The organism is Ruminococcus sp. RTP21358st1_G6_RTP21358_211008 (assembly GCF_040908885.1).
Lineage (GTDB): Bacteria > Bacillota > Clostridia > Lachnospirales > Lachnospiraceae > Blautia_A > Blautia_A faecis.
This window is the reverse complement of record NZ_JBDGDM010000011.1, coordinates 83,581-89,918: the sequence shown is the minus strand read 5'-3', so window position 1 is coordinate 89,918 and position 6,338 is coordinate 83,581. Positions and strand designations below refer to the sequence as shown.

Annotated in this window: 6 protein-coding genes; all 6 read right to left on the bottom strand. The window is 37.4% G+C overall.

The annotated features are described in order from the left end of the window. Positions 1-504: 504 nt before the first annotated feature. Positions 505-747, bottom strand: coding sequence for a hypothetical protein (locus AB5Z12_RS06435; protein WP_195982799.1), 243 nt, complete (start codon positions 745-747; stop codon positions 505-507). Between the two features lie 9 nt (positions 748-756). After that, the gene (locus AB5Z12_RS06430; RefSeq protein ID WP_347160817.1) at positions 757-3,534 is read right to left on the bottom strand and encodes a helix-turn-helix domain-containing protein; all 2,778 of its coding nucleotides are present in this window, start codon (positions 3,532-3,534) and stop codon (positions 757-759) included. 3 nt (positions 3,535-3,537) lie between these two features. Further along, positions 3,538-4,095: a DUF2800 domain-containing protein gene (locus AB5Z12_RS06425; RefSeq protein WP_195982797.1), complete on the bottom strand. Its 558-nt coding sequence runs from the start codon at positions 4,093-4,095 to the stop codon at positions 3,538-3,540. Further along, positions 4,067-4,357, bottom strand: a complete 291-nt coding sequence (locus tag AB5Z12_RS06420; protein ID WP_195982796.1) for a hypothetical protein — start codon at positions 4,355-4,357, stop codon at positions 4,067-4,069. The genes AB5Z12_RS06425 and AB5Z12_RS06420 overlap by 29 nt, the downstream gene beginning before the upstream one ends. A gap of 164 nt (positions 4,358-4,521) precedes the next feature. After that, entirely contained in the window at positions 4,522-5,577 is a 1,056-nt protein-coding gene (locus AB5Z12_RS06415) for a hypothetical protein (RefSeq protein ID WP_195982795.1), read from the bottom strand. Positions 5,578-5,810: 233 nt separating this feature from the next. Next, the gene (locus AB5Z12_RS06410) at positions 5,811-5,999 is read right to left on the bottom strand and encodes a hypothetical protein (protein WP_195982794.1); all 189 of its coding nucleotides are present in this window, start codon (positions 5,997-5,999) and stop codon (positions 5,811-5,813) included. Positions 6,000-6,338 lie beyond the last annotated feature (339 nt).

Here is a 6,338-nt window from a genome sequence, read left to right as displayed (position 1 = left end):
CTGCCAGTCAGTAGTCTTATTGTACTCTGAGGTATTTTCAATTTTCAACATCTACGTTTTTTATTATACAGGAAGCTCCTTTCTGTAAATTGATTAGTAGTTTACACACACTTTTCCTGGTGTTTAAACAGACTTATGAGAATTCTGATAAGCATTCCATCTGCCGAAAGGAGATAAAAAGGCAGCCAATATCAATAAACTCATAAGCCTGTTTAAGCACCAGTCCGATTTGTTTTTCAAAAAATATCCCCCGGGGAAAAAATAAAGACCGGGGCGATGCGGGGAGGGGGTGCATTTTTAGCAAGCCCCCTCTATCCCTAATTATCATCGGTCCAGTCCTAATGACTTGTCTTTTATAGATTTGATTACTTTCACGTGGATGATTATGTGAATTTGTTGCACTTCAATTACTACAAAACGATAATCATTGTTGATTTGTGTTATGTTGTAACTGAATATTTATTTTTTTCTGTTCTGCCTATAAGCACGGACGGTTTTCTCTTTTTAATTTAAGTTCTTTACCTTCTTATAGATTCCTCTAAAATCATACTTGATGATTTCATCAATTGCTCTCTCAACTTCAATTCTATTTTCTTCATCAGAAAGCTGATCAGATGTTCGAGCAATTCGTCCTAAATAAGAAGTTGAATGATATCCTTTTTCCTCGTCAAACATGAACCATTCATCAAATTGTTTAAAAGGATCAAAAGGATTATCAATCGTGGTTAATGCACAATCTGCTGTCATTTAACACTCTCATCCCTTTCCATTTAAATACTTTGAAACTGTAGAAGTTGATACGCCAAGAGCATCTGCAATCTCTGAAGTTGTATAGCCAGAAGCACGCATTGCTGAAATTCTATGCTGTTTTGCTGTGCTCAAAGAATTTGTAGCTCGCGGAGTTGCTCTCTGACGAATAGTATCAATATTTGTATTATTTAGAATTTGAATAAGTTTATTCTCACTAATAGCTCCCGCCTGGATAGCCTCCCATTCTCGATCTGTAATCTCGACAGGAGTGCGATGCGCCCCCACAGAGGTTCTTGCTGAAGATAATGCCTGCTGGTTTGCTTTTTTTATCTCGGCCTTTGTCATGTCTGGATTTTCTTTCTTCTTTGCTGCCACAGTCGCATTCGCCATCACCTGTGCCTGTCTCTCCCTCGGTGCATTCGATAATGCAATGTTAAGTTTTGCAGACAATGATTTAACTTCCCCATGGTAGGTATTCTTAGCAGCGGCGGAATAGGCAATCTTACCAGTATTAATCATCTCTCTTCGAGCCTGGTTCGCCAATGATTTCATGGTATTAGCATAATCAGCATAGGCTTCCTCTTGCGGAGTACCGGAAGATAACTCACGAGCATCTTTAGCTTCTGCCATCTTGGTACTGTTTTGCATTCTGAATTTGAGTTTACCATTTTTATCGACATACTCTTCTTTTACGGTTTTGTATGATAAGGAACCATCTTCATTGATTATTGGAGAACCTTTTCTCTTGTAAACCTGAGTTTCAGATTTAGCTCTGGAAATCAACGTTGAAGCACCCTCATGATAATTGCCATCTTTATCAATGCTACCTTGATACTTTTTCTTTAACGAGGCAATACCATTATCGATCTCGCTCTGCTTGTAATCCAAAGCATGTTTCTCTGCATCAATAACGACCATGCTGTGACGGATTGCTCTGGTAAGTTCTTCTTCGGTAGCTCCTTTTAAAGTCATATCCGTAATCAAGTTAGAGACTTTCCCCATTTCGATTTGTTTATTGCCCATTTTCTTATAGGTCTTTCCATTTCTTGAATAGTACTCTATCTCTCTTGAACCAACGGTTTCAACTTTTACAGGAGAGCTTGAATCTGGACCATACGCTTCTTTAGTATCAAATCCGATCAGTCCTTTTAACTGTGGTGTTGAAGTAATTCTAACTTTGCTGGAAGTTGAATTACATGGAATTACCATAACCGTATCACCATCAAAGTCAGCCCCAGATAATCGATCAGCATTTGTTTTATTAATACCAATCGCATCCATTGGAGTATTACCAAGAACGCTCTTTCCTTCTAGTGATTTGTTGTTTACTTTCAGAATCGGAATTTCTGAAGTTCCGCCATGAGGATAGCGAATTAATGCCACTGTTTCGCCATCCTTATAGTTTGGAGCATAAACCTCATTATCTTTTAATGATGGTAGTGGCAATATTACCTGGTAACTCTGTCTCGGAAGCGATGCTGCCTTTAAATGAACGGCTGCTGCATCACAATCATCGGCAAAGGATTTAAGCAATGTTTTCTTTACTGTCGGATTGGTAAGAGAACAAATCTCATCGAACTCCGACTGCTTATCCGCTTTTGCTAACCCAAGCTGTTTTGTAATTAAACTAAGACTCTGTTTAGACAAGAACTGTGATGAAAGTGATTTACTCCATTCACCCCAATCACCTTCTTCGGCTCGCTTATTAATTACAGACAATGATTGTTTCTTTCCAGTAAGAGGATCTGTATATTTTCCATTTGGATCGTCGTAGTAGCTCTGACCGCCATGTTCTTTGATAAGCGAACCAAATGGATTATTCGGATCATCTTTGATTTTTTTCAATACATCTTTTGTCGGTGTCCCAGAGTGCTTATTGGTATTGAATATGACATCAACACCATCTGGCATATTATCAGAATATACTGCCATGCCTTTAAGATAATGGGTTCCGTCAACCATGATTCGAACCTGGGCATAATGAGAATCGCCAAGAGAAATATCTTTTACTCCTCTTCGAAGCTCAATGACCCCATCCTTATCGACACCGCCATCTTCAGCATATCGAATCTTTAATCTCTTGGAACTCAAGCTTTCCGGATATTCAAACGCTTTTCTAAAAGAATCACCATTGTCGTAAGAAATATAATTTCGCAAGGAATGGACATTCTCGAAATTATAAATATCCTTATGCTCTGTTCCTGGTGGACAAATGACTTTGATATTTGTCTGTTTTCCGGGATTAGTAGCTTGCGGGACGCCTCCGCCATAAACCGGATAACCCTCTAATTCCAGAATATAAAGAGCCTGGTTAAGTTTCTCTTTGGAAACCCCCAATTCTCTTTCTACACCAGTGCCGACATCTATCATTCCTTTTTCTTTAATTTCTTTTCGGATAATATCAGCTGTCGCTTTAGCCTGGTTCATTCTCCTTTCAGAATTCTCATTTAAAAGTGATCGAACAGATGAGTCATTGGAAAAACCCATCTTATCCGCAATTTCGTTAAGACTATAGCCTTTTTCACGAAGTCCTTTCGCCGTTGCAACCTGAAGAGAACGGCGTTCATCTTTTGCGAGGCTTATCTGAGTACGAAGCTGGGTAGTTGTCAAACCCATATTTTTAGCAATATCAGTCTCACTCGTTCCAGTCTTCTTCAGTTCCTGCACTCTGCTAAGAAAATCACCACTGTGCTGATATGGGTCATCACCAGATCCCCAAGGATAACGTCCGGAACGTCTTGGCATTCCGTAATGCATTAAAATATCTTCCAGAATCGAGTTCACGGTTTATCCCTCCTGATCTTTCAATCTCTTAATTACCTTATCAAAAGTAATAATCTTATCCATAATTGGAACGATGTCTTCAGCTGTTGGATTATGATACAGAATCTCGTTATTCTGATATAGTCTTAATTCCATCTCAATATCACCTGGTTTTACTTTATATTCCAAACAAAAAAGAGCAGCATATATTTCAAGCTGCTCCATGTGCGCTGGAATCTGTCCGGTTTTCAGATCATGAATTCTTAGTAATCCATTTCTAAATAAGATTGCATCAGCTGTTCCAAAGCAATTATCAGAATAATATAACACCTGCTCTGGTGTCATTTTGAAACCGATAGCGTCATTCACATACATGTTTAATGTTTTCTGAGACTTCGGTAGCTTCTGTCCCAATGATATACACTGGGCTGCAAAAGCATGTAACACGGTTCCTTTCTGTGTTGCAAGAAACTTTGAATAAGCCTCAGCAACTTTATCCTCACTATAATTTATCCAATGATATTTACTGGCACCAAGAAAGGCGTGCTGTCCTTCAAGATTGGAATGTTTGTTGAAGTTCATCAAGTACCTCCTCTTTATTCTCGGGATACACAAATCTTGAAAATGACATTTGATTCATGCAATCCACATAGTATTCTTGATTTGGTTGTCTCTTTGCGCCCGCTGATTTCTTGCATTCCAGAGCCGCCCATTTGTCTTTGTGAAGAACAAGTAAATCTGGAATCCCTTGAATATATGTGGGATCGTTTTTCATAACAATGCAACTAGGAAATCTTTTTTTCAGTTCCTTTATCAGATTCGCCTGGAACTTATTCTCTAGCATGAGCTAACTCCTTTCTAATTTTTACAACATAAAAAGAGAAGAAGTTTTATAAAAATACTTATTTTACCTCTTCTCTTCATAAAAGGGAATGTTTTTTTCGCGTACCAAAAGAAGACAAAAAAATAGACAGTGACACATTAAGCATCTCTGTCTACAAATATAATTTAATTTTTTTTCAAATACACATCTCCACTTTGGGAAATATAGAATTCTTTTACCTCGGAAACGGCACGCAATGTTTTACGAAGCGTTTTTCTCATTGCAGATTCCTCACCGTTATTCAACGAATCGATCAATTCACAAACATCTTTTTCGTATTGCGATTTATCAATCTTTTCAAGCCATCGACCTTTATAATCAGCTATATGTTTTTTCAAAATGCTAAAACCGCTAAGCATTCTTTTTTCACACTTATCGATATACGCTGTCATTTCCCGATCAATATACTTGATAAATTCAGTATCATAATTTTGAGAAAAATATGTTTCCAAAATAGTGCTCATTCCATATAACTGAATTGATAATTCTAAGCTCTCTTTTATCTGGAATGCATTGCCAACTAACTTCTCTATACCATCTTTTCCATTCACGGTTAAATCCAAATCGTTCATGTAAAATTCAGCATCTTTAATGGCAACTTTTTTTGCCTCTTGAAGACTTGCTATTGTAGCTACTCGTTGTTCGTCATGTGCCATAATGGATGAAAAGTTTTCATAAGCATACTTAACAAAACTCACTTCCGACAGCAGCTCAGCCTTCTTATCCCCATATAAGAATTCCAGAATTTTATCAATGTTCTGATTTATCTTCTGTAGTTCAGAATTAACCTGTGTGATAAAGTACTGTCCAGATGCAAATGCCATTGCTGAAAATGCACTAAGAAGCAACGCTTCACTTTTTAAAGAATACAAAGATGCAGTTCCACCAAATTGACCATTTTCTTTTTTCCAGAAACTCATGAATCCGCCTTGCTTTAATGACGCAAGTGTATGATTAATACCATCTGGAAATTTTGCAATATACGCATTAGCCATTGAACTAGTAGCAAACATTTCTGGTAAATGCTGAATGACATTGCTCATTTGGCACTTTTGATCATTAGTCAAACCAATCTTAATGTATCCATTGGCGAGATCATATGACGTGTTGACTGCCTCCAACTTAAAATCATTCTCCAATTCCATCAGTTGCATTATTGAATTATTCTCCGATTCGCTCATACTCTTCCTCCATCCAATGGTAAATTAAGAGCATTAAAAAAGTGCGCCCCATAGAGAGACGCACCGAAAAAATGCTTCTCCCATTGTTGCCACACAATCTCGTACCGTTCAAGGGTATAAGTAAAAGAGAGAATACACTTTTTACCGAAGCTATTCCCTTGAACGTTTTATGCGATATACGATTGTGTGGCTTATTTAGTATATCACGAATCAAAAAGAAAAGAAAGAGTAATTTAGGCAACAATAAGTTTTCCTCGTTTTCTAACATCATCATAGATCATCTGGCTTCCATCTCTGAAATAAACGATAATGCTCATATAATCATGTGGTCTAAAATCTCTTGCATTTTTCGACAAGGTTGGATATATAACTTTGAAATTGTCAAATATATCTCGCCAGCTCACTTTTCTTTTTGCACTCATAAAAATCACTCCTTTTTCGGTTTTGGTCAAATACCCACTTTTATTGGTCATATTTATATATTATATTAATTTTTTTATCATAATAGTTTAAAGAAAAAAGTGGGAAAGTGGGCAAAAAGCCCGCAAACCCGCATAAATACTGGGTTTTTCGTGGTCAAAGTGGGGGTTTAAAAGTGGGCAGAAACCGGGCAAATGGCCAGAAATTTGACCAAAATTCCGATTTTCTGCTCCATTTTTCTTCAAATTTTTCGCTCTGGTCAAAAATAAGTGGGCTTTGGTCAAATCCTAAAACCCAAAAGTGGGCAGAAAAATGACCTGTTACTACCAGGATTTTTAACC

Coding starts and splice junctions, on each gene's coding strand:
- AB5Z12_RS06435 (WP_195982799.1), bottom strand. CDS start 747: ATGACAGCAGATTGTGCATTAACCACGATTGATAATCCTTTTGATCCT.
- AB5Z12_RS06425 (WP_195982797.1), bottom strand. CDS start 4,095: ATGAACTTCAACAAACATTCCAATCTTGAAGGACAGCACGCCTTTCTT.
- AB5Z12_RS06420 (WP_195982796.1), bottom strand. CDS start 4,357: ATGCTAGAGAATAAGTTCCAGGCGAATCTGATAAAGGAACTGAAAAAA.
- AB5Z12_RS06415 (WP_195982795.1), bottom strand. CDS start 5,577: ATGAGCGAATCGGAGAATAATTCAATAATGCAACTGATGGAATTGGAG.
- AB5Z12_RS06410 (WP_195982794.1), bottom strand. CDS start 5,999: ATGAGTGCAAAAAGAAAAGTGAGCTGGCGAGATATATTTGACAATTTC.